Below are 23,204 nucleotides of genomic sequence, written 5' to 3' on the forward strand. Positions count from 1 at the left end.
CAATGGATCAGTTCTGGATTTTTGGCTATGGCTCACTGATGTGGCGGCCGGGCTTCACCCACGCCGGGATTGAAGCTGCGCAGGTCCATGGCTACCACCGCAGTCTCTGTGTCTATTCCTTCGTTCACCGGGGCACACCGGAAGAACCTGGCCTCGTTCTAGGTTTGGACCGTGGAGGTTCATGCCACGGCATGGCTTTCAGCGTTCTTCCCGAACACTGGGCGGAAACGCTCGACTATCTCAGGGGACGAGAGCAGGTGACGTCCGTCTATATCGAGAAAACAAAGAACATCAGGCTGCTTGAAAGTGGCCGCACGGTGGAGGCAGTTACTTACGTCGTCGACAGGAGCCATCGTCAATACGCGGGCGTTCTCGATGAAGCACTGTTGGAACATCATGTCCGCAAGGGGCACGGTATCTCCGGACACTGCATCGACTATGTCATGAGTACTGTGGCGCACCTCCGCGAGATGAAAATTCATGACCCGGGGCTGGAGCGCCTGGCAAAAAGGCTTGAGCTTCAGGCGGCAAGCAGCTCAAGTTGACAGGGCTTCTGGTAGGCGCGCCTCTCTGGCGCACTTTGAACGGAAGAAACGAGTGCAGCCTGAAGGTCGCGCAATACCTTGTCCGCAGCCTCAGCATCGCGCGCTAACAGGTGAACATGGATTTCGAAATCTGCGTCTCCACGGATTTGGGCTGACGGAAGTAATCCATCACCACCGAACAGTCCCACTAAAAACGCTTGCCGCACACCTTCGACCTTCCGAACGAGAACATAAATTGCGCCCGCCACCGGCGGGCAGAGGCCGGGCGAATAAATGGAGTGAATATAAGATTGGCCCGACGCGCCGCGCCAATACCAGAAGCGTTCACCGAGGCCGGTTTCCTCGGGCAGAGAAGCGGAGAGGGAGTAGCCATACATCATAGGAACAAATGTAGAACATTCTACTCACCTGTCAAGAGGGTTCAACTACATTTGGAATAGCCGCAGGAGAGGCAGGTGGCGCACCCTTCCTGGAACAGTAAGGTGCCGCTTCCACAGCGAGGACATACGACACCGCTGTGGCCGGCTCGATCTACGAGACCTTGGACCTGATCTGGGTCGAGAAATCCCGTCTCCACCATGTGCCGCTCGATGATGCCCCCAATGGCCGCAAGGAGGCTCGGAACATAGCGCCCTCCCATCCACTGCCCACCACGAGGATCGAACACGGCTTTCAGCTCATCTACGACAAAGGCAACGTCGCCGCCCCTGCGGAACACAGCGGAAATCATTCGCGTCAGCGCCACGGTCCAAGCATAGTGCTCCATATTCTTGGAGTTGATGAACATCTCAAAGGGCCGGCGAATCCCATTCTCAAAAATATCATTGATGGTGATGTAGATCGCGTGATCAGTCTCGGGCCACCTCAACTTATATGTCATGCCTGGCAGCACTTCCTCTCGAGCGCGCGGCCGGCGGTCATCGGTGGCTAGAGTAACCGGGCTCTCAACAGACACCGTCGAGAGGACAGCTCCAGTGACCCCGTTGGGCCTGTAGGTGGTACAGCCTTTGAGACCAAGTTCATAGGCTTCCTCGTAAACGTCCTTGAAATTCTCGAAGGGAAGATGTTCTGGAATATTGATCGTCTTGGAAATCGAACTATCCACATGCTTCTGAACCGCCGCCTGCATCAGGAGATGGGCTGAAGGTGTAAGCTCGTCCGCCGTAATGAAGCTGGACGGCAGCGGAGCCCCTGCGCCGTGCATCTGCCAGAACAGAGATGCGGCAAAATCTGTCACCGTCTCGCTCCGGCGGGAACCATCCGCCTGCAGCACCTTTCGTTCATACCGCACACTGAAGATCGGCTCTATGCCGCTGGAGACGTTGCCAGCGATCAGAGAAATCGTTCCTGTTGGCGCAATGGAGGTGAGGAGGCCATTTCGTAGACCGTGGAACGCAATGGAAGTCCTCAAGTCCTCATCTAGCTCAGTTACGTGTCCACTCGCGCCAAATTCCTGAAAGTCAAATAGCGGGAAGGGACCACGTTCCTGCGCCAGTCGGACGCTCGCCTCATATGCCGCGCGTTCAATTGTCCCCATCCAGCGTCCGGCCGCCTCCGCTGCCTCCCAAGTACCATAGGTCAGGCCGCACATCGCTAGCGCGTCAGCCAGGCCGGTGATCCCTAGTCCGACCCGCCGCTTGGCGAGCGCTTCGGACCGTTGCTGCAAGAGTGGGTATTTCGAAATATCAATCACATTGTCCAGGAAGCGAACGGCGGTCGACGCCGTCTTCCGTAGTTCTGTTTCGTCCAGTTCTGCATCTGCCGCGAACGGGTCTTTGATGAAGCGCGTCAAATTGAGAGAACCCAGCAAGCAGGCACCGTATGGCGGCAGGGGCTGCTCCCCGCAGGGGTTGGTGGCAGCGATTGTTTCGCAATAGGCCAAATTATTCTCAGCATTCACGCGATCAATGAAGATGACGCCGGGCTCGGCATAATCGTACGTGGCCTGCATGATCTGATCCCAAAGCTTTGCGGCAGGGACAATTCTGAACGTGCGTCCCTCAAAGACGAGGGGCCAGTCCGCGTTCGCTTTCACCGCGGCCATGAATGCATCAGTCACCAAGACGGACAGGTTGAAGTTGCGGAGGCGACCCGCCTGCCGCTTTGCAGCGATAAATGCCTCAATATCTGGATGATCACAGCGCAATGTGCCCATCATCGCGCCCCGTCTAGTGCCAGCTGACATGATTGTCTTGCACATCGCATCCCAGACATCCATGAAGCTCAGCGGACCAGAAGCATCCGCGCCAACACCCTTAACCGGAGCACCCTGCGGCCGCAGGGTCGAAAAATCATGGCCGATGCCGCCGCCTTGCTGCATCGTCAGTGCGGCCTCCTTAAGCTGGCTGAAAATTCCATCCAGCGAATCTGGTATCTGGCCCATTACAAAGCAGTTGAAGAGCGTCACCTGGCGTTCTGTACCAGCACCTGCCAGGATCCGCCCCGCGGGCAAAAAACGGTAGTTCTCAAGAATGCGATAGAAGCTGTCCGCCCAAACTCCCCGATCATCCGGCCGCTCTACAGATGAAACAGCGTGCGCAACCCGCCGCCAGCTGTCTTCGATGCTGGTTTCGCCGTCCGAGCCGTCTCCAGGGACGTATCGGTATTTCATTGCCCAGATCTCACGGGATACGGGATCAAGGGATGAATGCTCTAGGCTATCCATTTCAGAACCTCCGGTTACAATTGAGTGTAATCCGGCACGGGCCGCGAGTCGAGTGTTTGTTCTCTATTTGTACCTTCCGTCTCTCAATCGGCCTTCCGAGACAAGTTTAGCCGTCTCGGCTTCGATGGTGTTTTGGAGCCGAGACTGAAAAATCTTTCGGCCGAGCCCCGCTGGAAGTGGCTCGAGGAATGAGATGATGATCGTTCCGGGATGGCGCAGAAACTGGCGGCGCGGCCAGTACAGACCCGAATTCAGCGCGAACGGTACACAAGGTACGTTCAGTTTACCGTAGAGTGCCGCGGCCCCGGGCTTGTAGTCCGGCGGGTCGTCCGGCATGCGCCGCGTTCCTTCCGGCATGATAACGACCTGCCGGTCCATCGCGACAGCCCGTTCGCCGGCGTCCATCAAAGCGCGTAATGCCTGTGTCCCTGCGGAGCGCTCAACCGGGATCATTCTAAACTTGTGAATGAACCATCCAAAGAAGGGGATGTAGGTGAGCTCCTTCTTCAGGACCATTGCCGGATCATCCAGTAGTGGAAGGATGGCAAAAGTCTCCCAGAGGGACTGATGCTTGCCGGCCACAAGGCATGCGCCCTCCGGAATGTTGTTTTGCCCACGTACCTCCATCCGAATACCTGCGATTACACGCAACCAGAACAAGGAGGATTTCGCCCAGATTTGAAGCGCTCTAATTGACCATTTGCGTGGCGTCAAAAAGTAGCCGGAGCCGAGCACCAGAAACAGCACCAGATTGACGTAGAAAATGGTGTTGAACAGCGCGGAGCGGAAATAGATCACGTTATGACACCCAAGCGGCGCATCAGCGTGATGCGGGCCGTGATAAGACAGATCAGAGTCGCCGCAAGGGGAACGGCAAACAGGAAGCCATAGCTCCACACCGCGATGCTCGGTGCAGAAAAGAGCAAGCCGAGGCTTGCAGCAGCGAAGCCACTCTCGCTAGCCCCGCCGAATACCCCAAGCAGGAGGAACGTCGTCAGACCGAGACCGACACCGATGAAACCAGAAAGCAGGCCGGTCCGTAGAAATCTCCCGTCGATCTGCCTCGCGATGTAGCTATCTCTGGCGCCGACGAGATGTAGGAGGTCCACGATGTGGCGATTTGCCTGGAGTACCGCACGCGTGGCGAACACCACGATAGCGATTGCAGATACCGAGATGAGCAGTAGAATGGCATAGGAAAGAACTGACAGCGCCCGGGCCATTCGAGTGAGTTCAGCTTCCCATTTTTGATGGGTGTCGAGCCTTGCACCTCTGACTGCCGACAGTGCTCTCTCAAGAGCCGGTATATCAGGTGGAGATTTGGTGTCCGTGACCACGCGGATCAGGCGGGGGACGGGAAGCCCCTCGAGAGAACGCGTGCCGAGCCACGGCTCAAGCAACCGTGCTCCGGCGGTTTCGTCCAGCACCTCTGCTTCCAGTATGCCGGGAAATTCTGCAAGGATCCGGTAGGCTTTTTCCACTTCCTGGGCGATATCGGTATCTCTTATAATCCGCACCTGCACGGTCATCTCGCGGGAGAGACCGCTGGTCCAGTTCGTGACTGCGCGGTCAACCAGGATGAGTGCGCCGATCGCCAGGCAGGCAAGATAGCTCATCACAGCCATTGTAACCGTGAGGGACGTAAGGGAGGCGACATTGGATGGTATGATCGCGCCCGGCTTCATTGCAAATTCAAGCTCCCTTGCTCAAGATGCAACACAGGGCGTTCCGCTTGCCGCACTAATCCCCTGTCATGGGTTGCAATCAGCATCGTTGTGCCAAGCCTGTTGAGTTCCAGGAACAAGTGAAGCAAACGTTTGGCGAGCAGTGGATCCACATTGCCTGTCGGCTCATCCGCGAGCAGGAGTTGAGGCTTTGCGATAACCGCACGGGCAATAGCGGCGCGCTGCTTCTCGCCCCCGGACAATACTGGCGGCAGGTCTGAAGATTTCTCAGCAAGGCCGACCCAGTCCAGAAGGTCCATAACATCCCGTCTGTAGGACGCTTCCGCCTTTCCAGCAACGCGGAGGGGAAGAGCCACGTTATCATAGGTGGAGAGATGATCGAGCAGCCTAAACTCCTGAAACACAACACCGATCCGGCGCCGAATCGGCGGCAGTCTATTGTGGCTCACGCTTCCGACATTCTCCCCGAAAATGTGAAGGCTGCCGCGTGTGGGCCGTAGCGCGAGGAACAAGAGCTTGAGCAAAGATGACTTACCCGCGCCTGATGGCCCCGTCAGAAAATAGAAGTCACCCGGCCGCACCGCGAAGCTCACGTCCCGCAGGATTTCCGGACCATCGCCATATCTGAGACCGACATTCTCCAGCCGCAGCACGACACTGTACTCCTCTCAATCAGACCCCCTTAAACCATCCCAACTTTAACGGGGCATTAACCCTAACACCCTTTAACTTAAACCACAGCGCGCATTACACACCATTTTAGCCGAGAACCCAATGATCATCCGCTGCCCTTCATGTTCCGCCCGCCGTGATATTCCCAACATTGCTTCTGGCTCAGGCGCCACGCTGGTCGCTTGTCCCTCCTGCGGGCATGATTGGCTAGAAGGAAGTGCAGTTGATGGTTCCGCAAAGCCCACAAGCCCGGAGGAAGCCATTGTCCAGCCTGCATCGGAGCTTCTTCGCTTGATTGATGCAGCAAAGACTGCTCGCAAGGAATTCGACACTCTTCGGCGCCGTCGCCTCCTCCATACTGGCGCGTGGGGAGGGCTCGCGCTTTTCGCCATATGCCCAGCCATCTGGGTGTTTGCGTTTCCAGAGGAGGTCGTCTCTGCATTCCCTGCGAGCATGGCACTTTATGAACAGTTGGACCGTGAGGTGAATATTTATGGAGTAGAGATTCGCCAAATTGACCTCCAGCATCTACTGGTTGACGGAAAAAACATCATTGCCGTCAAGGGAGAGCTTAAGAATGTCTCTTCCACGACGCGCAAAATCCCCTGGCTTCGTTTCGGGCTGAAAGCGAAGGACAGTGGAGAACTCTATCATTGGACCCTTGATACGGAGGCCCGCCCACTGAAACCTGGCGAAACCACGACTTTCGTCACACGACTAGCCGCGCCACCCGAGAGCGCGAACAACGTCGAAATTCGATTTGCCCGCGCGGATGAAATCGGCTCAAATGCTATCCCATGACCGAGCTTAATATTGATGGACACCGCATTGGCGTACTTTTCAGCGAGGCAGAAATTGCAGATCGCGTAAGCGCGATTGCGACCGATATAGCGTCACGGGCACCGACCAACCTGCTAGTGGTTCCCATCCTGAAAGGAAGTTTTGTTTTCGCGGCAGATCTGATCCGCGCGATGCATCATGCAGGTTTATCGCCTGAAGTGGATTTCATGATCCTGTCGAGCTACAAAAAGTCGACTAAGTCCTCTGGCCAAGTAACGGTTTTACGCGACATCGAAACCGACGTTCGTGGACGTGATGTCCTGCTGATAGACGATATTCTCGAATCGGGAAGAACACTAGCCTTCGCCAAGGACCTTCTGGCTGCGCGCGGGGCAAAAGCCACATACACTGCCGTGCTGCTCAATAAACCTGGCCATCTCGCTGCCCATATTGCAGCCGATTTTGAAGGCTTCACCTGCCCAGACAAGTTCGTGGTTGGTTATGGGATGGACATGGCACATCAATTCCGGGAACTGCCTTTCGTCGGGCATGTCATTCCGGCACATCTCGTTTCAGCCTAATCCTGCACCAACGAGGAATGCCGAGGCTGACATCAAGGCGCCGACAAGAAAAGCGGTCAAAACCGCCACAAATAGCCGTCCGGACTCTACTTCGATACGGGTTCTGCGCATTTGAAGTGTGGCACGAAAAGCAAAGGCCTCAAGGTCCTCCCGCGATAAGTGTCGGATTGTCTCAAACGTTCTTTCTTCCATGATATCATCCCGTTTCGGGATGAAAAAGCAATTCTCATGCCAGGAGTCAGTGCCGGAAAAACGCGATGAAACAGGCGAGCGCAATACAAGCTGCGGAGGCCAGTTTCCACTTCCGCTTTCCAAGGTGTCCTGGCAGTTTCATTCCCGCCTGCTGCTCACCGTAGTCCAGTAAGCTTGAACCACAATCCGTCGATGGCTCAAATGGCTCCGGAATCAGAGAAGGCTGCAGAATGACCTCAGTATTTGAATAGTCTCGGCGGCGCCCCGTCACTTGGGAGCGATCCCGGCCAGAAAACTCAGGCACTAGCACAAAGGGGTTTTTCGTGACGGGCGGCACCGGCCGTTCTTTGCTTGCTGGCTGATGAAGAAGGTGGTGAAGCAACAATGGGTCGATTGCAAGGCGCATCAGTTCTGCGGTCTCGTGCTCCGCGTTCTGTGCCCGGCTTTGTCCCTGACTGATTTCCTGAAGCATATCTGCATTCACAGAGCTCTCTGCATTACTCTGCCGCATCGCCCCCGCCGATCCAGTTGGTTCGGATATCTTCCTTCCTTACATAGTTCAGTTGCTGCAGGAGCACTTGGCGCACCAGTGGCTCACCCAGTCGACGGTTTGCCTCTTCTGCGATTGCAATTGTAATTTTGTCCAGATCATGTGCCTTCAGTTTGCGGAAGTCAGTGTCGGAACTGGTAAAGATCACCCGAAACGCGGCATCAGTTAGATACGGCATGGGATCGAGCTTCTTCTGCTCCAAGATGGCACGGTCTGCGGCAAAAGAGAGTTGGAAGATAACGTAACCGACGACATTGTCCCCCCTGATCACAGGTATGCTCGTCATCTCCGACTTCATTTCCTCCACACCGAGGTCCTGCTGTTTCTCGTTGGATCCCTCCTTGGACTTTCCGAGGTAGACAGACGCGAATGTCGCCCCTGCCGTTACGAGGATGACCCAAATCCCGATAAAGACGAGTCTCAGCATCCTTAACTAGCAGCCCCGCGACAGCTCGCTGCGGGAATAGGTACCATCAGACTCGGCGGCTCTCAGACTGCCTATGATAATGTCACTGATTTCGCCCACCGCGGTGATATGAAGCTTGAGCAGTCTCGCATTATCATGAAGAGCACGTTCTAGATGTCGAAGCAGGGGACGAGCCTTCTGAGCAGCTAATGACAATGCCTCCGACTTCTGTGCAGCCATCAACTCGCGCAGCGCCTGGTTCTTACGATCTGTGAAGCTTCCGTGAAAAAATAGCCTGTGCTGACTGAGCACGGCGTTTTCTTCTTCCAGAACGTCAATCAGCTTCATCAATGCTGGTGTGAGACCGGACGGTGAGGAAGGCGGTGGCAATACCATGTTCATGAGGTCACCCTGAGAACGTCTTGATGTTGCTCACCGAGAAATATGGCCATTGCGCTTCGCGTTCAGGTGCCCCGCTTGCTTTCGAAGACTCCAGCATGCTCGCCGACCCTAAGCCTCCAGATGCCGAATAGACGCCCGCCAACTGGTCCGCCGCCATTGAACGCCAGACACCGGCAGAAGGACCCCCGCCGTAGGTCCCAGAGTTTTCGTCCGGCAAGAGTGTCTCAAAGAGGTTGCGCAGAACAAGCCGCTCAAAACCCTGGTAAGCTCCACTTTTCTCCTCCCCCCTCGCCGGCGAAGTTGAGCGCCCTGATGGCAACGTCGACTCAAATGAGAAAGTATGCTCAGAAGCGGCTTTTGCCTGCGGCCCCTTCAGCCCATCCATAGCATTCGCGAAGGCCGGTTGGTGCGACCCCTGGAGGGACTGCAACCGAGCAACTGCCGCATTCCGCCGGGCGGGGTCTGCGTTGCGCATCACGTCCAAAATCAGATCGGAAGAAAGTTTGACGGCCATCTGCTGTGCCTCGATTTCCCGTCATTTGAGCACTCAATCCTTGCCGGAAGCTTTTCCAATCATCGTGAGCGCCGCGTCCAGGCCATCAGAAAATTCTTGCTTGCGCTCTATCTCCGCGCGCATCTCACCCGCGCGGTGCGCAAGAGTCTCCTGCCGGCCCCTTGCCATTATGAGCTGCTGCCTGAGTGGCACGACCGCCTGCTCGCAAAGGGATTTCGCCCTTTCGATTGCAGCAAGGCGTCGCAGTGCAGCAGAACGCGTCACGAATCCGGCACTGCCATCATCCATCAGGATGGCGGAAATTGCAGTGGCGCTATCCTGGAGGGTCCGAATCTTTGCTTCTTCGAATGTGATCTTCATTTCGAGCAATCTCGACAGACTCCCCTGGGCGCAGGAGAGACGCGTCATGCGGTTCGGAGTCTGTTTCAAAATCCGCCCTGCGCCAACCACGACCGGTAGGCGTCAATAAAAACCAGAATCCAGTCGATCCACATCACATAAAGCAGAAGAAAACCGCCCAATATCACCACCCCGGTTGTTGCATGGTACATGGAGAGCTGCTGGGCGAAGCGATTGCCCATGCCCAGTGCAAAATTCACGACAACACCATACAGCAGGAATGGACCGGCAAGTCGCAGAGCCAACAGCCAGCTCTCGCCAGTGGTCCGCAGCAAATTATTGAGAAGCGGTTCTACGGGAAAGGCAGAAGACAGTGCTATGACACCATAGGAATCGATCACAGCCTTCAGCAGCTCAACATGAAGTCCTAGGATAAAAATGATCATCACAGCTGCGGACGATACAAGGGTTGCTAGCGGGGAACCGGTGTCGCCTTCCTCCAATGGTATTCCGGGAATGCCGGATAACCCAATGAAATTGGAAATGGCCGTCGCAGCAAACTGAAGTGCAAGAAGAAAACACCTCGCCATAAGACCGATTGATACTCCAATCAGCATCTCGTGAAAGATCAGAAGGGGCTGCTGTTCTTTGGGTACGGAATCGAGTTCCTTGGCCAGCGGGACAATCATAAGTGGGGACAGTGCTGCGGTAACTCCCACTGCAACGAACAATCTGACATTCACTGGCACCCGGGGACTTGAAAGTCCCGGTGCCAGCAGAATGCACCCCCCAATCCGGCAGAACATGAGGAACAGTGCAAAGATAGACTCGCTGAACGCATCTGTCATGATAGAGATGCGATGACCTCGAGTTTCACACCACGTGAAATCTCGATATGGGATAGCACTGGCAGGACGGGGAACAAGCGGTCAACGATCATCCGGACATACGGTCTCGCCTCTGGAGCTGTGACCAGAACAAACTGCTCACCGCGCTCCAGAAGAGTTTTCACTGCTGTCGTGACTTCCGCCGCAAACTGCTCAATCATTCTGCGCTCGCGGCGCGGCAGTGTGAGGGTTTGGCCGCCGACCTCAGGGTCCCGGCCATCGTTGAACACGCGAAGATCGCCAAGGTCCGTCGCTTTCGGCACAGGTGCGGCGCGGCGGCGGATCGCGCCAATCCGGGCGATGATTTCACGGGCGTGGACGGGTTTCCGAATTACGTCATCCACCCCTGCAGCAAAGAGCTTGAGGGTCGATTCGAGTCCCGTTTGATCATTGAGCGCAATGGCGGGCGCTTCCGACCGGGTCTTGATTGCCCGGGTCACCGTCTCGCGCCGCTCGAAATCACCCAGAATAAAGGCCTCGACGGCTGCCAGGTCCGGGCCGCTCGTGGAGTGAAACCAGTTATCGAAATCGGGAGGCGTGAAGCTTGCGGCCGAAACGCCTTCTCGGCCAAAGCTGGCACGATAGGCCTCCGTCACATCGATACGGTCGTCGATGAGAATGATCATGGTTCTATTCTGCTTTCCCTGTTGAACGAGCCCGGTGAACCGGAAGCTCGCGTTGACGAGGTGCAGTTTTGTGAAGAGTTGGTTAACAACGAGTTAAAAGCCAATAAAAACAATAGTTTATACTAAAGCAATACTACAGTCCGAAGGAGAAAATACTCTATAACACTGAATAAATATTGAGCCAAATTGGATTATACTTACGGTAACTGACTTATCCAGATGGATACGACTTTCCCGGATGATGCTCGCTTATCGTGTGAAACGGAAGCTTACACACTCTTGACGAGAGTTCCGCAATTGTGTTTAATCTTAACCGCAGTAGAGATTTGTGTGACAGGAGCGGATGTAACAACCATGGACAATCAACTCGCGGACAGCTCGTCGACCCACTCTGAGGATCGTTTCCTGCCCCAGGATGGCTTCCTATTCATTGGAGAATTGGCGAAGCTTACGGGAACGGACCCGAAGACAATTCGCTTCTATGAGCGCGTTGAGCTCATCTCGCCTCCTCGCCACGGCCGCTTCCGGACCTATCTGGCGAGTGACGTCCGGCGGCTGAAGAACGTTCTGACACTCCGCCGGCTCGGTGTTCCGATTGCCCAGATCCGGGAGATCTTGGAAATGCTTGGACCTGAGGAAGACGTGCTCGCCAGCGAAAAGGCGGTGAGCTTCCTCAAGCAGCACCTGGATCTGCTCAAGAACCGGCATGATGAAATCACGCTGCAGATCGAAAAGACCCACACCGCCCTGGACAGCCTGGTCGCTTAACGCGTCAGACGATGCCGGCCGAGGTTCCTTCAACCGGGGGCCGTTCGACCGTCTTGTGGGCCCGATAGCCGCTCGCCCGATAAAGGGCGAGCGGATCAATCGCACCAGCCTTTCTCCGCCGCGCCTCGGCGAGAATTGGCGAAACGTCGGTGATGAAGGCCTGCTTCACCAACCGGTGACCCAGCATGACATCACTGCCGTCCTGAGCCGCTTCAAGCAGCGCCCTGTCAATCAGTGATGCTTGCACATAGGCGCGCTCGATTTCGACAGCCGATGCGATCAGACTCTCAATGGGGTCGGTTACGTTGTGTGACTGGTCGATCATATAGGCAGGCGCAAAGTCCTTCACGCGCCGCATCTCCGCATCGACGAGTTCGTTGAAGACGAGGAACAGGCGAAATGGATCGACTGACCCCGAATCGAGGTCATCGTCACCATACTTCGAATCGTTGAAATGAAAGCCGGCCAGCCTTCCCGCCCGGATGAGCCGGGCGACGATCTGCTCGATGTTGGTATTGGGTGCGTGGTGTCCAAGATCGACAAGGCAGCGTGCCTTCGGCCCCAATTCCAGGGCGGCCATGAAGCTCGATCCCCAATCCGAAATGACGGTCGCGTAAAACGCCGGCTCGTAGAGCTTGTGTTCCAGAAAAACAAGCCAGTCCTTCGGCAACGCATCGTAAATGAGCCGCAGCGACTCCAGATATCTGTCAAATGCGGCGTTGAGATTGGATTGCCCTGGAAAGTTGGAGCCATCGGCAATCCACACGGTAAGCGCGGTGGACCCCAGCTGGCGCCCGATCTCGATGCATTCAAGATTGTGCTCGACCGCCTGCATGCGGGTTGATTTCTCGGCATGAGTCAGCGAGCCGAACTTGTAGGACAGGTGCTGGCTCCGCTGATCCTGAAACGTGTTGGAGTTCACGGCATCAAAGCCCAGGGCGTGTGATGCCGCCTCTTGCCGGAGCGCGTTGTAGTCAGCAACCTTGTCCCACGGGAAATGGGGCGAGACATTCGGTGTCACCCGCGTCAGCTGGTTGATGACGCCGCAATCCTCCAGCTTGTCATGAATGTTGCGTGGCTCGCCTGGGCCTGGAAAGCGCGCGAATCGCGTGCCTCCCGTTCCCACGCCCCAGGTGGGCACCGCGACGGCGAAGGCCATGGCCCGCGCGGTGATCTGTTCGATCGAGATGCCGCGCCGCGCCAGCTGGCGGCCAAGCGCGTCATAATCTTCTGCCAGTGCCGCCTCATGCTTGGCGTTCTCCGTTCGGATGAAATCGTCCGAGATGGCAAAGCTCATGTGCTTACCTCGAGAAGGACGCGGCATTGCCCGCATCGACGTTCAGGAAGTTGCCCGTCGATTTACTGGAAAGGTCCGAGGCGAAGAAATAAACACCTTCTGCAATGTCCTCCGGGTAGACCGAACGCTGCAGCAGCGAACGCTTGCGGTAATGCTCCTCAAGTTCCCCCTCCGTGATCTTGAGAGATGCCGCACGCTGCTGCCGCCAGGGGCCCTGCCAGATCTTGGAGCCGCGTAGAACTGCATCGGGGTTCACGACATTCACTCGTATGCCAAGCGGCGCACCCTCCAGCGCCATGCAGCGCGCCAGATGAAGCTCGGCCGCCTTCACCGCACAATAGGCCGATGCGCCGGGCGAAGCCGCCACCGCATTCTTTGAGCAGATAAAGACCATGGAACCGCCCAGCGCCTGCCGCTTCAGCAAACGGTAGCCTTCCCGCCCCACCAGAAAATAGCCGGTGCCCATCACAGCCTGGTTCTTGTTCCAGAGATCCAGAGTCGTATCTTCAACCGGTGCGGAGATGGTGATCCCTGCATTGTTGACGACAATATCGACACCGCCAAACGCAAGCGCAGATTCGTTCATCGCCTGGATGACCGCGTCCTCGGAGGTCACGTCCATCTTCACGCCGCGCACATTGTCCTTGCCATAGGTTTTGGCAAAGCCTGCGGTCACTTCATCGAGCGAGTTCTGGTCAATGTCGGCCAGAACCACGCAAGCCCCCTCCGACAGGAGCTTTGCAGCAATGGCGGAGCCAATGCCCCCGGCGCCGCCGGTCACGAAGCCCACACGGCCCGCCAGGCTTTTGGGCTTCGGCATGCGCGAGAGCTTCGCCTCCTCCAGCAGCCAGTATTCAATGTTGAAAGCCTCCTGCTCCGGCAGGCCCTTGTAAGCCGAAACCCCGGCCGCGCCGCGCATCACGTTGATTGCGTTCACATAGAACTCGGCAGCGATTCGCGCTGTGGCCTTGTCCTTGGCAAAGGAGAGCATGCCAACTTGGGGAACGAGGTAGATCACAGCGTTGGGATCGCGGATTGCCGGCGAATCAGGGTGCTTGCAACGCTCGTAATAGGCCGCATAATCGGCGCGATAGGCTTCGATCAGCTGGTCGAGTGCTGCACCATCCGCATCATGCGGCACGATCAGCGGGCGAATCTTGGTGCGCAGGAAGTGATCGGGGCAGGAGGTGCCCAAGGGTGCCAGCTGCTCCAGCATCTGAGAGTTGACGAACTCCAGCACTTCCGCTGAATCCACGAAATGGCCGATCTTGCGCTCATGCTTCGAAATGCGCCCGCGAATTTCGGGCAGCAACCGCAGCGCAACCGCACGGCGCTCGGCATCTGAAAGCGCTTCAACCCTGGGACCCTTGAAGGCCGGCTTCTCCCGGTTGCGGTCCAGCCAGACCGCCGCCTTGTTGATGATGCGCAGCGTGGTGTCGTAGCAGTCTTTCGCCGTCTGACCCCAGGTGAAGAGGCCGTGGCTTCCCAGCACAACACCAACGAAGTGCGGATTGTTCTTCGCCATCTCTCCCAGCTTGATCCCCAGGTCAATGCCGGGGCGCTGCCATGGCAGATAGCCCATCTCGTCTCCGAAGATCTCCTTCGTGAGTTTCTCCGAGTCTTCTGAAGCCGCAATGGCGATGACCGCATCGGAATGAACATGGTCCACATGCGGGTAGGGCACATAGCCATGGAGGCAGGTGTCAATGGAAGGCGCCCGGGGATTCAAATCAAAGGTGCAGTGGTTCAGCGCATGCACCATCGCATCTTCCTGATCGAGGCTCTTGTAGAGACCCTTCAGGGATTCGAGCTTGTCCATGTAAAGCGTCGCAAAGCCGTCAAGCTTCATCGAGCCGATGTCGCCGCCAGATCCCTTCACCCACAGCACATCCACCGGCTCCGCCGTCAGCGGATCCTTCATCGCCACCTTGGCAGAGGTATTGCCGCCGCCAAAATTGGTGATGCGCAGATCAGCACCCAGCAGGTTGGATCGGTAGAGGAGAAGGCCCGGCTCATCTAGATTGGCAGCCTTGGCATCATCCCACAGGGAGGGAACGGTCACGGAATTGCTCATGGGAACACTCACTTTCGAAGAGGAGGAAACGCGCCGGCGCAAGCCGGCGCGCTTTTGGGTTCAGGATCAGAAGTCGAACTGGCCAATATTGTCCTTGGTGAAGACATAGGGCGCGCCGAGGAGGATTTCCGATCCATTGATGACCTGGAGATCGCCCAGCTTGCCCGCCTTCACGGAGGTGGCACCCGGCTGCAACGTTCCGTCCGCGACGGAGCGCAGAACCTGCATGGCGGCATAACCAAGGTCCACGGGGTTCCACAGCACGACCGACTTCACACAGCCCTTTTCCACATAGGGCTTCATGGCATTGGGCGTTGCAAGACCCACAACGGCAATCGAGCCGCACTTGTTGGCCTGCGTCACGGCCTCGGCGGAGGCGGGTGTTGCAACCGACGTCATGCCGAAGATGCCCTTGAGGTCATCGCCATATTTGTTGATGAGGGTCGTAGCCTGGTTGAAGGACAGGTTGTTGTCTTCCTGGGCCTCAACCGTCTCCAGCCACTTCAGCTTGGGGTGGCACTTCTCGGCATAGGCTGCCATCTCCGCAATCCAGCGGGCCTGGTTGGGCGTGGTGAAGGTCGATGTCACGATTGCCACACCGCCGTCATCGCCCACCTCAGCGGCCATTGCGTCGACGAGCGACTTTGCAATGCCGTTGAACTCCGCCTGGTTCACGAACCACTGGCGGGCATCGGGCGTCGAGTTGGCGTCATAGCCGACGACATTGATGCCCTTTTCGAGGGCCTTCTTCAGCACCGGAGCGATGGCAACCGGGTCATTCGCAGCAAACAGAATGCCGTCCACACCGCTGGTGATGTAGTTGTCGAGGAAGGTGATCTGCTCGTCGATATTCGCCTTGGTGGGCCCGTCGGTCTTGACATCGACATTGCCCAGTTCTGCGGCAGCGTCTGCAATGCCCTTGGACGTGGCATTGAAGTATCCGATGCCGATCAGCTTCGGAACGTCGACGACGGTGATTTTCTTGCCCTTGCGGTCCGGCGCATTGGTGGGCCCGCCGCCGTCATAGGGCTTTGCCACAGCCGCGGCCGGCGTCGCATCGCAGGACAGCGGGTTGGTCGGCAGGTCATCGCCGCCCGTCCAGGCGGAGGCAGCAAGTGCGGAGCCGCTCATCAGGCCGAAGCCCACAATGGCGGCAAGCGTAAGTTTCTTCATGTCGTTTCTCCCATCTTCGTCTCCTCGCTCACAGGCGGGTGAGCGGAAGACAGCCTCCCATGTTCAGCCGCCTCTGTTTTTGTCAAACAGCGCACCCATCAGGATTGCGCCGATCAATACCAGCCCGATGACGACGATGGTGCCGTCACCCTTGACGCCCGAAAGCGCCAATCCGTTTTTGAGTGCCTGAATGAGAATCAATCCGAGCACGGTTCCGATGATGGTTCCTCGCCCCCCGAAAATCGATGTGCCGCCGAGGACGACGCCGGTGATGACATCAAGTTCAAGGCCTGTTCCCATGTCGGAGCGCGTGGTCGTCACGCGTGACACGAAGATCACGGCCGCCAATGCAGAACAAAGGCCGGCACCCGTATAGATCCACAGCTTCGTGGCGTTGACGCGGATGCCGGAGAAGCGTGCTGCTGTTTCATTCGCGCCCACCGCATAGGTCGCGCGGCCAAATGGCGTGAGCCCCAGGATCACCGCGGCGATGACTGTTGCAATGCCCAGCACCCAAAGCTGGAAGGGAACGCCCAGCACCTCGCCCTGGCCGAAGAAGAAGAACCACTCCGGATAGCCCCGCACCGAGCGCGCCTCGCTGATGCCCTCGGCAAGGCCGCGGTAGAGCGCGAGCGTTGCCAGTGTTGCAATCAAGGGCGGCACGCTGAAGCGGGTGATGATCACGCCGTTGACCCAGCCCGCGAAGGTACCGCAGGCCATCGCCAGCACAATGGCTGCGGGAAGCGGCAGCCCGAGATTCTTCCAGAACACGCCGAGCAGGATCGCTGTGAGGCCAAGGATCGACCCAACCGACAAGTCGATCCCGCCGGTCACGATCACGAATGTCATGGCCAGTGCGACCAATCCCACTTCGGACATCAGCCTACCTTGGTTCAGCAGATTGTCGGCGGTGAAGAACTTGTCGGTCAGCGAGGCAAGCACGATCAGCGCAATCACGGTGAGAAGGCCAAGGATCGTCTCGTGGCGGAAGAGCTTCGCGAGGGTCATTTCGCCCTCCTGCGCCGGGCCATGTCGGCCAGCACCGTCGCAAGAATGAGAAGGCCCAGAACGGCGCGGAGCCAATAGGCGGAGACATTGAGGAAGATGAGTGCCGAGCCGATGCAGGCAAAGAGAATGGCGGCCAGCGTTGATCCGATCACCGTTCCCGTGCCGCCAAGGATCGAGACACCGCCAATGACCGAGGCGGTGATGACCGTCAGCTCCAGATTGGGCGGCACGGTCGATTGAATCACCTGCAACTGCGTGGCAAACAGGATGCCTGCAATCCCCGCGAAGAGCCCATGCAGCGCGAAGACGCCGATCACCGTGCGTTCGGGGTTGATGCCTGCCGCGCGCGCAGCTTCCATGTTGCCGCCGACAGCGTAAATGGCCCGTCCAAAATCCGTATAGCGCAGAAACAGGGCGGCGAGGATTGTCAAACCCACCATGAACCATACGGCGGAGGGAATGCCAAAGGGCCGCATCTGCGCAATCATGAAACCGGAGGGCAGGTTGGTGATCCACTCGCCTGCGGTGGCGCTGATGAGCCCGCCCTTCAGGATTGAGAGCATCCCGAGTGTTACGACGATTGAGGGGATGCGCGTATAAGCGACGAGTGTTCCCACACCGGCGTTGACGGCCATGGCAAAGAGGATCGGGACGCCCCAGGAGATCCAGACCGGATAGCCAGCGACCGCCAGCGTGCCCGCAATGGTGGCGATGACGCCGATCAGCGCACCAACAGAAACATCAATGTGGCCCGCAATGATCACCATGGACATGCCAATCGCCGCAATCGCGATGTAGGCATTGCCTGCAAAAATTGAGTTGATGTTGTTGTTGGACAGGAAGCGCGGGTTGACGGCGCCCACCACCAGGAAAAGTGCCGCGATCGATAGCAGCACCACAATTTCCTGGCCATATCCGGAGAGGAAGCGCTGGAGAGTCGACCGGCTGGTGGAAAGGGCCATGGCCGTCATGCCGCTTCCCCCGGCGCATAGCTGCGCGTCATCACCGTTCCGACGGTTTCAGCTGTTGCATGTTCCTTGTCGAATTCGCCCACGATGCGGCCGCCATTCATCACCAGTACGCGGTCACTCATGCCGAGCACTTCGGGAAGCTCACTTGAGATCATCAGAATGGCCATGCCTTCTCCGGCCAGCTTCCGCATGAGCAGATGGATTTCGGCCTTGGCGCCCACATCGATGCCGCGTGTCGGCTCGTCCATGATGAGGATTCTCGGATTGGTGGCGAGCCACTTGCCCAGCACGACCTTCTGCTGGTTGCCGCCCGAAAGCTGCCGCACCGGCTGCTGCGGGCTCCGCGCCCGGATGCCGAAGCGGGTGATCGCCTCCCGGGCTTCCGCAGTGACGCGCGCCGCATCGACAATGAAGCCGCGGGTGAGCCGCTTGAGATTGGCGAGCGCGATGTTTTCCTCAATGGTCTGTACGCGGATCAGACCCTGATGGGCGCGGTCCTCGGGCACATAGGCGATCCCTAAGTCGCGCGCCGCTTCGGGAGATCCCACCGTCACGGGTTGTCCGTCAATCAGGATCTGGCCTGACGTTGCGGGGGTGATGCCGAAAATGGTGAGTGCCGTTTCGGTGCGGCCGGAGCCTACGAGGCCTGCGAGGCCAAGTATCTCGCCGCGCCGCAGCTTCAGCGAAATATCGCGGACGATATTGTGATGAGCCACATGCTGCAGCTCGAGGATGACCGCGCCATCCAGGCCCTGCTTGGCCGGGTAGAGGCGGTCCACGGCGCGGCCCACCATCATCGAAACCAGCGTGGGCTCATCGACCTCACTCACCGGCCTGGTGCCCACGAGGTGGCCGTCCCGCAGCACGGTCACGCGGTCCGCCAGGGCAAAGATCTCGGGCATGCGGTGGCTGACATAGACAATGGCAACGCCGCGGGCCCGCAGGTTCCGCACGACGCTCATCAGCCGCTGCACATCATGCTCCGCCAGGGCGGCCGTCGGCTCATCCATGATCAGAACCCGGGCATCCTGCGCGAGGGCACGCGCAATCTCGATCCTCTGGCGGTTGCCGACGGAGAGGCTTGCGACCTTCTGGTCAATGTCGAGATCGCCACTGTCGAGGGAGTCCAGAAGCTCGCGGGCACGCCGGCGCATCGTCTGCCAGTCAACCGTGCCGAGGCGGGTCTTGGGCGTCTGGCCCAGGAAGATGTTCTCGGCCACGGTGAGTTCGGGGAACAGCAGAAGTTCCTGGTGGACCGTGGCAATTCCCGCATTGTGGGCATCCCGCGGCGAAGCAAACCTGACCGGGCTGCCATTGACCAGGATCTGGCCTTCATCGGGCTGGTGAAGCCCCGCCATCATTTTGATAAGAGTGGATTTTCCGGCGCCGTTCTCGCCCATCAGTGCATGCACTTCGCCCGCACGCATGTCAAAGCTGACGTTGCTTACAACTTTGATGCCGGCAAATGACTTCGATACCGAGCGCAGCGCGATGGGAAATCCCGCCTCTCCCGCCGGAGCGTCTATCGCCCGCTCAGTGTGCATGCCTTGCTCGCTCCCAATGCCGCGCCGCCGCCCGCGGTTCAGCGTTCCCGCCGCGGGTCGTGTCCGGCTTGTTTACAGCGCGAACGCGGTGAGCGATAATAAACATCCGTGATCAAAGACCGTCAAGTGAGTTAGTTTGTGAGCTTATGGTGATTTTTGCAGTGCACAAATGCGCAAGTTCACTCACCTTCCAGGATTGGTGAATGACCGAGTCTGAACGCCACAAGCTCATGCTGGATCTGTTGCGGGACCGGCCCTTCGCCTCTGTCCGCGATCTGCAAAGCGTGGTCGATGCCTCTCCGGCCACCATCCGGCGTGACATCGGCAAGCTTCACGCGACGGGTGCTGTGCGCAAGGTGTTCGGCGGCATCGCCGCAGCTGAAAGCGGCGGCCTGCTGGACCGGGTGACGGCACGGCCCTTCACCGAAAACCAGATGCTCAGGGTGGCGGCCAAGAAGGCGATTGCCCATGAAGCGGCGGGGCTGGTTCAGGATGGCGACGCGCTCATCATCCATGGCGGCTCCACCTGTTATCTCTTTGCGCTTCTGCTCGCCAACCGGAACGTCAGGATCTACACCAATTCCATGCCGCTTGCCGCCACCCTCTGGCAGAACGGCACCTGCCACCTCACACTGGCCGGTGGCGAACTCTACCGGGAGCCGGGCATCGTCTTCTCGCCCGAGGCCAGGCCGCCGGAATTCTATGCCTCCAAATTCTTCCTCGGCGCGCAGGCCATCACCCCCAATGGCATGCAGGAATCGCACCCGCTCGTGGTGCGGGAGACGGAGCTACTGCTGCAGCGGGCGGATGAGGTGATCGTCCTCGCCGACAGCCGAAAATTCGGAATGCGGGCCCGGAATGTGATGATGCCGCTGACGCGGATCGGCACGCTGATTACCGATGACGGAATTTCGGACGCCAATCACAAGATGCTGACCGATGCCGGAATTCGCGTCATCATCGCGCGGACGGGGCCTGAATTTTCATGAGTGTTTCATGCGGTTTTTGCCCGTCCTGCCCAAACTTGGCCGGGTTTCCCGCGTAACTTCGCGGCATGTACAGACTGTTATCGTTCATCTTCGTTCTTCTCGCCCTCGCGGTCCCTCCGGCACACTCACAGACCCTGGGTACCAGCCAATTCAAGATCGAATGGCAGGTCACCAACCGCTTCCGGCTCTTCCAGGACCCGCAATTCTTCAAGATGCACGAGAACGCCTGGCGGCAATATCTCCTCCACGTCGACCAGCAGGGCATGGCCTCAGACGCGCGCGATTCCTTCGTGGCGCGCACCTCCGTTATCGGTTCCGAACATGTGCTGAACGACCGCTACATCGCCTTCAGCAGCATTCTGCGCAAGAATTTCAGCTGGCGGGGATGGGCCGCCCGGGGGCAGGACGCGCTGTGCTACGATTCCCGCAAACGCACCCACTCCGCGTGTGGCGGAATTGACGCCTATATCAACCCGCAGAGCCACCCGATCGAATTATGGCTCTCAGCAAGCGGCGCCACCGTTCCCGCCACCTCCGTGTGCCAGTGGCACATTGATGGCAGGCTGGTTGCAGAAACCTCCTGCGCCGACAGGGTGAGCGGGCCCGGCATCGAGCTCCCCTATCCGAACGGGGCCGAAATCTCCGTCAACGTCGTGGGCGAATCTCCCCTGATCACCCAGGCACGCGTGAAGGACCTGCTGATTGCGGGGCTTGGCGACAGCTTCGCCTCGGGAGAGGGCAATCCCAACCTTCCGGTCGAATTCACCGACACGCGGCGTTTCCGCAATTTCTACCCCGCCCGCAAGCAGAATGATGCGGGCGGCAATGCCGGGTGGACGGATGAATTCTGCCACCGTTCGCTCTATGGCCAGCAGCTTCGCGCCGCCCTGCAGATTGCGGTCGAAAATCCGCAGGCATCCGTTACCTTCCTTGACTATTCGTGTTCCGGCGCCTCGATCGAGGCCGGAATTCTGGCGCCGCAGACTTACGTCGAGCGGATCGCCAGCAATGAGCGCAACAACCAACTCGTTGCTCCATTGGTCGCTGGCGGCGCCAAGGATTCGCAGCTTTACCGCCTCATGCGGGAGCTCTGCCGCCAGCCGCTGGAGGTGAAGCGCGGCCTTCCGACCTGCCCCGGCAACGACGTGCGGAGGCCGCTTGATTTTGTCTTCCTGTCCGTTGGGGGGAACGATATCGGCTTCTCCAACATCGTGGCCTGGGCCTCACTGCGGGACACGGCCTCCACAAGCATCGCGTCCTTCTTTGGCGCCACGGTGAGTGCAAAGGAATTCACGCGCCGCATGCGGGACATCCTGCCCGATGCCTATGCCAAGCTGGCTGCAGCATTGGAAACAACCGTCCCGATCACCTCTGCAAGTGATGGCGTGTTCGATCCCTCCCGCGTCGTGCTCTCCGCATATCCTGACCTCGTCACCAATGAGGCGGGCGACATTTGCGATGCTTCGCCTGAGGAGGGCGATGGGGAGGACCGTTATGCGGCCAACCAGTCACTCGACATGTTTTCGTCCTGGCTCACGGCGCGGCCCTCGCGCCTCCAAGCGGTGCGCGAACAGTTTGCGATTCTGCACAAGCGGATGCGCGATCTCGCAGGAGACCATGGCTGGACATTTGCCGGACATGTTTATGCCGACAAGATGTTCGAAGGCCATGGCTTCTGCGCCCAGAACCTGCGCCGCATCCAGGACCCTGCCGAACAGCTGATGGTGCCATGCTATGGATCGGCCTCGCGCGATACACAGACCTGCCAAACCAGCTTCAGCGGCAAGGAAGGCAGCTGGCGGCCCTATAACCCCGCCAGCCAGAACTATCCCTATGCCCTGCGCCAGCGCTGGGTGCGCACCTTCAACGATGCCTATATGGTGGTGAACCAGAAAGTGCGGGACCGTTTCGGCAAACTGGACGAGCCGGCATCCGCTGCGGTGTTCTCGGAAACCACGGGCGCGCTCCACCCATCAGCGGAAGGGCATGCCGCCATGGCAGACGGCCTGATGCTGACCATGCGGCCCATTCTCTACGAGATGCTTTATGGCGACCGGTGATCGTCCTTGCGGAACAGGATCAACACCTGGCCCACGCGGATGCCCCATTTGCTGACCGTCGAGCGGTTGATCACTTCACCCGGACCGGCTGCGTAGAACGCATCATCGAACTGCATGGCCACCATCCGCTTGCCAATTTTCAGACGGAGGCTGGAGGTGAGATAGGCCACGCCGTCCACGAAGGAGCCCTGCGCCTCGCCAACGCCATCTTCACAACGGCCCGTAAAGCTGCCGCCGGCCCCGCGTGTGAGCACCCAGCGTCGGCGCTGGCGCTCACCATCATCGAAAATGAAATTCTCATCAAGGACGAGCGTGTTGCCTTCGGCACGCCCCCGCGCCTCCACTGTGAACCGCCGGCGCACGCGGCCCTTGCGGTCCTCGAACACGCCTTGGGCGGCGGTGCGGCCCTCGAGCCAGGAGAGAAGATCGAATGGGGCGTTGTCGTTGCGCTTGAGCATGACCCCACTACGCGGCGG

General features: G+C 58.5%; 25 protein-coding genes. 6 read left to right on the plus strand and 19 right to left on the minus strand.

The features are described 5' to 3' along the window. Nucleotides 1-2 precede the first annotated feature (2 nt). On the plus strand, nt 3-545 hold the full coding sequence (locus tag ACO06F_RS12335; RefSeq protein ID WP_421693050.1) for a gamma-glutamylcyclotransferase: 543 nt from the start codon (nt 3-5) through the stop codon (nt 543-545). On the opposite strand, the gene ACO06F_RS12340 is transcribed toward ACO06F_RS12335, so the two are convergent. The 5 genes from ACO06F_RS12340 to ftsE all read right to left on the minus strand — a co-directional run bounded on the left by ACO06F_RS12340 (nt 521) and on the right by ftsE (nt 5,548). After that, nucleotides 521-925, minus strand: coding sequence for a hypothetical protein (locus ACO06F_RS12340; RefSeq protein WP_421693051.1), 405 nt, complete (start codon nt 923-925; stop codon nt 521-523). The genes ACO06F_RS12335 and ACO06F_RS12340 overlap by 25 nt on opposite strands. A gap of 41 nt (nt 926-966) precedes the next feature. Further along, the gene (locus ACO06F_RS12345) at nt 967-3,210 is read right to left on the minus strand and encodes an adenosylcobalamin-dependent ribonucleoside-diphosphate reductase (RefSeq protein ID WP_421693052.1); all 2,244 of its coding nucleotides are present in this window, start codon (nt 3,208-3,210) and stop codon (nt 967-969) included. 63 nt (nt 3,211-3,273) lie between these two features. Further along, complete coding sequence (locus tag ACO06F_RS12350) at nt 3,274-4,008, minus strand: lysophospholipid acyltransferase family protein (protein WP_421693053.1); 735 nt, start codon at nt 4,006-4,008, stop codon at nt 3,274-3,276. Further along, complete coding sequence (locus ACO06F_RS12355; protein WP_421693054.1) at nt 4,005-4,826, minus strand: cell division protein FtsX; 822 nt, start codon at nt 4,824-4,826, stop codon at nt 4,005-4,007. The genes ACO06F_RS12350 and ACO06F_RS12355 overlap by 4 nt, the downstream gene beginning before the upstream one ends. A 65-nt stretch (nt 4,827-4,891) precedes the next feature. Beyond that, nucleotides 4,892-5,548: a cell division ATP-binding protein FtsE gene (gene ftsE, locus ACO06F_RS12360; protein ID WP_421693055.1), complete on the minus strand. Its 657-nt coding sequence runs from the start codon at nt 5,546-5,548 to the stop codon at nt 4,892-4,894. A 121-nt stretch (nt 5,549-5,669) separates the two neighbouring features. Here ftsE and ACO06F_RS12365 point away from each other — a divergent pair, with 121 nt between their 5' ends. Continuing rightward, nucleotides 5,670-6,368 (plus strand): zinc-ribbon domain-containing protein, encoded by a 699-nt coding sequence (locus ACO06F_RS12365; RefSeq protein WP_421693056.1) that lies wholly within the window; start codon nt 5,670-5,672, stop codon nt 6,366-6,368. Beyond that, the gene (gene hpt, locus ACO06F_RS12370) at nt 6,365-6,928 is read left to right on the plus strand and encodes a hypoxanthine phosphoribosyltransferase (protein WP_421693057.1); all 564 of its coding nucleotides are present in this window, start codon (nt 6,365-6,367) and stop codon (nt 6,926-6,928) included. Before ACO06F_RS12365 ends, hpt begins: the two co-directional genes overlap by 4 nt. Nucleotides 6,929-7,166: 238 nt before the next feature. Here the strand turns inward: hpt and ACO06F_RS12375 are convergent, their stop codons facing one another. The 7 genes from ACO06F_RS12375 to ACO06F_RS12405 all read right to left on the minus strand — a co-directional run bounded on the left by ACO06F_RS12375 (nt 7,167) and on the right by ACO06F_RS12405 (nt 10,844). After that, on the minus strand, nt 7,167-7,592 hold the full coding sequence (locus tag ACO06F_RS12375; RefSeq protein WP_421693058.1) for a hypothetical protein: 426 nt from the start codon (nt 7,590-7,592) through the stop codon (nt 7,167-7,169). A gap of 25 nt (nt 7,593-7,617) precedes the next feature. Next, a complete protein-coding gene (locus ACO06F_RS12380; protein WP_421693059.1) occupies nt 7,618-8,097 on the minus strand; it encodes a hypothetical protein in 480 nt (159 codons plus the stop codon). Nucleotides 8,098-8,103: 6 nt separating this feature from the next. Next, nucleotides 8,104-8,478: a hypothetical protein gene (locus ACO06F_RS12385; RefSeq protein ID WP_421693060.1), complete on the minus strand. Its 375-nt coding sequence runs from the start codon at nt 8,476-8,478 to the stop codon at nt 8,104-8,106. Between the two features lie 4 nt (nt 8,479-8,482). Next, nucleotides 8,483-8,992 carry a rod-binding protein gene (locus tag ACO06F_RS12390; protein ID WP_421693061.1) on the minus strand — a complete coding sequence of 170 codons (510 nt, stop codon included), beginning with the start codon at nt 8,990-8,992 and terminating at the stop codon, nt 8,483-8,485. A gap of 33 nt (nt 8,993-9,025) precedes the next feature. Further along, nucleotides 9,026-9,352: a hypothetical protein gene (locus ACO06F_RS12395; protein WP_421693062.1), complete on the minus strand. Its 327-nt coding sequence runs from the start codon at nt 9,350-9,352 to the stop codon at nt 9,026-9,028. A gap of 65 nt (nt 9,353-9,417) precedes the next feature. Continuing rightward, complete coding sequence (locus ACO06F_RS12400) at nt 9,418-10,179, minus strand: flagellar biosynthetic protein FliR (protein WP_421693063.1); 762 nt, start codon at nt 10,177-10,179, stop codon at nt 9,418-9,420. Further along, nucleotides 10,176-10,844, minus strand: coding sequence for an FHIPEP family type III secretion protein (locus ACO06F_RS12405; protein ID WP_421693064.1), 669 nt, complete (start codon nt 10,842-10,844; stop codon nt 10,176-10,178). The genes ACO06F_RS12400 and ACO06F_RS12405 overlap by 4 nt, the downstream gene beginning before the upstream one ends. Nucleotides 10,845-11,198: 354 nt before the next feature. Here ACO06F_RS12405 and ACO06F_RS12410 point away from each other — a divergent pair, with 354 nt between their 5' ends. Then, on the plus strand, nt 11,199-11,612 hold the full coding sequence (locus tag ACO06F_RS12410; RefSeq protein WP_421693065.1) for a MerR family transcriptional regulator: 414 nt from the start codon (nt 11,199-11,201) through the stop codon (nt 11,610-11,612). A 4-nt stretch (nt 11,613-11,616) separates the two neighbouring features. Here ACO06F_RS12410 and rhaI read toward each other — a convergent pair whose 3' ends face one another. The 6 genes from rhaI to ACO06F_RS12440 all read right to left on the minus strand — a co-directional run bounded on the left by rhaI (nt 11,617) and on the right by ACO06F_RS12440 (nt 19,679). Then, on the minus strand, nt 11,617-12,909 hold the full coding sequence (rhaI, locus tag ACO06F_RS12415; protein ID WP_421693066.1) for an L-rhamnose catabolism isomerase: 1,293 nt from the start codon (nt 12,907-12,909) through the stop codon (nt 11,617-11,619). A 4-nt stretch (nt 12,910-12,913) separates the two neighbouring features. Further along, on the minus strand, nt 12,914-14,983 hold the full coding sequence (locus ACO06F_RS12420; RefSeq protein WP_421693067.1) for a bifunctional rhamnulose-1-phosphate aldolase/short-chain dehydrogenase: 2,070 nt from the start codon (nt 14,981-14,983) through the stop codon (nt 12,914-12,916). Nucleotides 14,984-15,049: 66 nt separating this feature from the next. Beyond that, the gene (locus ACO06F_RS12425) at nt 15,050-16,156 is read right to left on the minus strand and encodes a substrate-binding domain-containing protein (RefSeq protein WP_421693068.1); all 1,107 of its coding nucleotides are present in this window, start codon (nt 16,154-16,156) and stop codon (nt 15,050-15,052) included. A 63-nt stretch (nt 16,157-16,219) separates the two neighbouring features. Next, nucleotides 16,220-17,164 carry an ABC transporter permease gene (locus ACO06F_RS12430; RefSeq protein WP_421693069.1) on the minus strand — a complete coding sequence of 315 codons (945 nt, stop codon included), beginning with the start codon at nt 17,162-17,164 and terminating at the stop codon, nt 16,220-16,222. Beyond that, complete coding sequence (locus ACO06F_RS12435) at nt 17,161-18,135, minus strand: ABC transporter permease (RefSeq protein ID WP_421693070.1); 975 nt, start codon at nt 18,133-18,135, stop codon at nt 17,161-17,163. The genes ACO06F_RS12430 and ACO06F_RS12435 overlap by 4 nt, the downstream gene beginning before the upstream one ends. Next, a complete protein-coding gene (locus ACO06F_RS12440; RefSeq protein ID WP_421693071.1) occupies nt 18,132-19,679 on the minus strand; it encodes a sugar ABC transporter ATP-binding protein in 1,548 nt (515 codons plus the stop codon). Before ACO06F_RS12440 ends, ACO06F_RS12435 begins: the two co-directional genes overlap by 4 nt. 203 nt (nt 19,680-19,882) lie before the next feature. Between ACO06F_RS12440 and ACO06F_RS12445 the strand changes: the two genes are divergently transcribed. Together ACO06F_RS12445 and ACO06F_RS12450 are read left to right on the plus strand one after the other, a co-directional pair. Continuing rightward, nucleotides 19,883-20,668 carry a DeoR/GlpR family DNA-binding transcription regulator gene (locus tag ACO06F_RS12445; RefSeq protein ID WP_421693072.1) on the plus strand — a complete coding sequence of 262 codons (786 nt, stop codon included), beginning with the start codon at nt 19,883-19,885 and terminating at the stop codon, nt 20,666-20,668. 65 nt (nt 20,669-20,733) lie between these two features. Next, nucleotides 20,734-22,728 (plus strand): SGNH/GDSL hydrolase family protein, encoded by a 1,995-nt coding sequence (locus ACO06F_RS12450; RefSeq protein ID WP_421693073.1) that lies wholly within the window; start codon nt 20,734-20,736, stop codon nt 22,726-22,728. Here ACO06F_RS12450 and ACO06F_RS12455 read toward each other — a convergent pair. Further along, the gene (locus tag ACO06F_RS12455) at nt 22,713-23,186 is read right to left on the minus strand and encodes a DUF3833 family protein (protein ID WP_421693074.1); all 474 of its coding nucleotides are present in this window, start codon (nt 23,184-23,186) and stop codon (nt 22,713-22,715) included. The genes ACO06F_RS12450 and ACO06F_RS12455 overlap by 16 nt on opposite strands. Between the last annotated feature and the right edge of the window lie 18 nt (nt 23,187-23,204).

Source organism: Aestuariivirga sp. (assembly GCF_965227715.1).
GTDB lineage: Bacteria > Pseudomonadota > Alphaproteobacteria > Rhizobiales > Aestuariivirgaceae > Aestuariivirga.